This is a genomic window from Pseudomonas sp. GM55 (assembly GCF_000282395.1).
Classification (GTDB): domain Bacteria; phylum Pseudomonadota; class Gammaproteobacteria; order Pseudomonadales; family Pseudomonadaceae; genus Aquipseudomonas; species Aquipseudomonas fluorescens_CC.
The window spans coordinates 1-2,706 of the sequence record NZ_AKJJ01000067.1 but is presented as its reverse complement, the minus strand read 5'-3'; the positions used below and the strand labels follow the sequence as shown (position 1 = coordinate 2,706).

Sequence of the window (2,706 nt, the reverse complement as noted above, 5' to 3'; positions counted from 1 at the left end):
TCACGATGCTGGCGGTCGGCACGCTGGTCTGTACCAGGTAATTCACCGAGTTGGTCACTCCGTTCCCGGCGTTGCCTGCCGCGTCGGTGACACCGCTATTGTCCAGGGAGATGAGGTTGCTGGTGTCGGTGATCGCGGCCGTCGGGATAAAGGTCGCGGTCCAGGTGACGCCACCGTCGCTGCTGTTCAACCCGCTCAAGGTGCCGTTGGCGACGCTCAGATCAGAACTGTCCAGACCACTGACCGCTTCGCTGAAGGTGATGGTCACCAGGGTCGTTTCGCCGGGATGCAGGTCGGTGTCGGCCATGACAATGGTGGCGGTCGGGCGCTGGCTGTCGATCGTGTAATTGTTCGAATCGGTGGTGCCGCTACCGGCATTGCCCGCCGCATCCTGAACGCCGCTGTTATCGAGCTGGATGAGGTTGCTGGTGTCGGTGATGGCCGCCAACGGTGTCAGGGTGGCCGTCCAGGTAATGCCGCCGTCGCTGCTGCTCACCGCACTCAAGGTGCCATTGTCGATGGTCAGGTCGGCGTTGCTGAAACCGGTCACCGCTTCGCTGAAGGTGATGGTCACCAGCGAGGTTTCGCCGATGTTCAGGGCATTGTCGGCGACCACGATGGTGGCGGTAGGGCGCTGGGTGTCGATGGCGTAGTTGTTGGAATCGGTGGTGCCGCTGCCGGCATTGCCCGAGGCGTTGGTCACACCGCTGTTATCCAGGGTGATCAGGTTGCTGGCGTCGGTGATGTTGGCGGTGGGTGTAAAGGTCGCCGTCCAGGTGATGCCACCATCGCTGCTGCTGACGCTGCTCAATGTACCGTTGGCGATGGTCAGGTCGGCATTGCTGAATCCGCTGACCGCCTCACTGAAGGTGATGGTCACCAGGGTCGTTTCGCCGGCCTTGAGCGCCGTGTCGGCGATCACGATGCTGGCGGTCGGCACTTGGGTTTCAACCACATAGTTTGCCGAGTTGGTGGTGCCCGCCCCGGTGTTGCCGGCCAGATCCGAGACGCCGCTGTTGCTCAGGGTGATGAGGTTGCTAGCGTCGGTAATCCCCGCCGTCGGGGTGAAGGTTGCGGTCCAGGTGATGCCGCCGTCGCTACTGCTCACCGCGCTCAAGTTTCCGTTGGCGACGCTCAAGTCACTGTTATCGAAACCCGTCACCGCCTCGCTGAAGGTGATGGTCACCAGGGCGGTTTCCCCCGGTTTCAGAGTCGAATCGCTCAACACGATGGTCGCCGTCGGGCGCTGGCTGTCGATGGCGAAGTTATTGGAGTCGGTGGTGCCGCTGCCAGCGTTGCCCGACAGGTCGCTGACCCCGGTGTTGTCCAGGGTGATCAGGTTGGTCGTGTCATTGATGCTGGCGGAAGGTGTGAAGGTCGCCGTCCAGGTGATGCCGCCGTCACTGCTGCTCACCGCGGTGAGTGTACCGTTGGCGATGGTCAGGTCGGCGTTGGTGAAACCGCTCACCGCTTCGGAGAAGGTGATGGTCACCAGCGAGGTTTCGCCGATTTTCAGCGCCGAGTCCACGACCACGATGGTGGCCGTCGGGCGCACGGTGTCAATGGCATAGTTGTTGGAGTTGGTGCTGCCGACGCCGGCGTTGCCCGAGCCGTTGGTCACACCGCTGTTATCCAGGGTGATCAGGTTGGTCGTGTCATTGATGCTGGCGGAAGGTGTGAAGGTCGCCGTCCAGGTGATGCCGCCATCGCTGCTGCTGACGGAGGTCAAGGTGCCGTTGGCGATGGTCAGGTCGGCATTGCTGAAACCGCTCACCGCTTCGCTGAAGGTAATGGTCACCAGCGACGTTTCACCGATCTTGAGGGCATTGTCGGCGACGACGATGGTGGCCGTCGGCACCTGGGTTTCCACCACATAGTTGGCCGAGTTGGTGGTGCCCGCCCCGGTGTTGCCGGCCAGGTCCGAAACGCCGCTGTTGCTTAAGGTAATGAGGTTGCTGGCATCGGTAACCCCGGCAGTCGGGGTGAAGGTTGCGGTCCAGGTGATGCCACCGTCGCTGCTGCTCACCGCGCTCAAGGTACCGTTGGCGACACTCAAATCACTGTTGTCGAACCCCGTCACCGCTTCGCTGAAAGTGATGGTCACCAGGGCAGTTTCCCCCGGTTTCAGGGTCGAATCACTCAACACAATGGTGGCCGTCGGACGCTGGCTGTCGACGGCGTAGTTGTTGGAATCGGTGGTGCCGCTGCCGGTGTTGCCGGCCACATCGGCCACCCCGGTGTTGTCCAGGGTGATCACGTTGGTCGTATCGGTGATGCTCGCCGCCGGCGTCAGAGTGGCGGTCCAGGTGATGTTATCGCTGGTGCTCAGACTGCTCAGGGTACCGTTGCTCACCGTCAGGTCGGCGATGCTGAAGCCGGTCACCGCCTCGGAGAAGGTGATGGTTACCACCGATGTCTGCCCCACCGCCAGCGCTGAGTCCGCAACCACGATGGTGGCTGTCGGGCGCACAGTATCGATGGCGTAGTTGTTGGAATCGGTGGTGCCGCTGCCGGCATTGCCCGAGGCATTGGTCACACCGCTGTTATCCAGGGTGATGACGTTGCTGGTGTCGGTGATGGCGCTGGTCGGGGTGAAGGTCGCGATCCAGGTGATGCCACCGTCGCTACTGCTGACTGCAGTCAAGGTGCCGTTGGCGATGGTCAGGTCCGCATTGGTGAACCCAGTCACCGCTTCGCTGAAGGTAA

Annotated in this window: 1 protein-coding gene; it reads right to left on the bottom strand. The window is 62.2% G+C overall.

The window, feature by feature from the left end:
* Window positions 1–2,706, bottom strand: a 2,706-nt coding sequence (locus PMI31_RS18480) for a beta strand repeat-containing protein (protein ID WP_008019778.1), incomplete at both ends; no start/stop codon positions are given.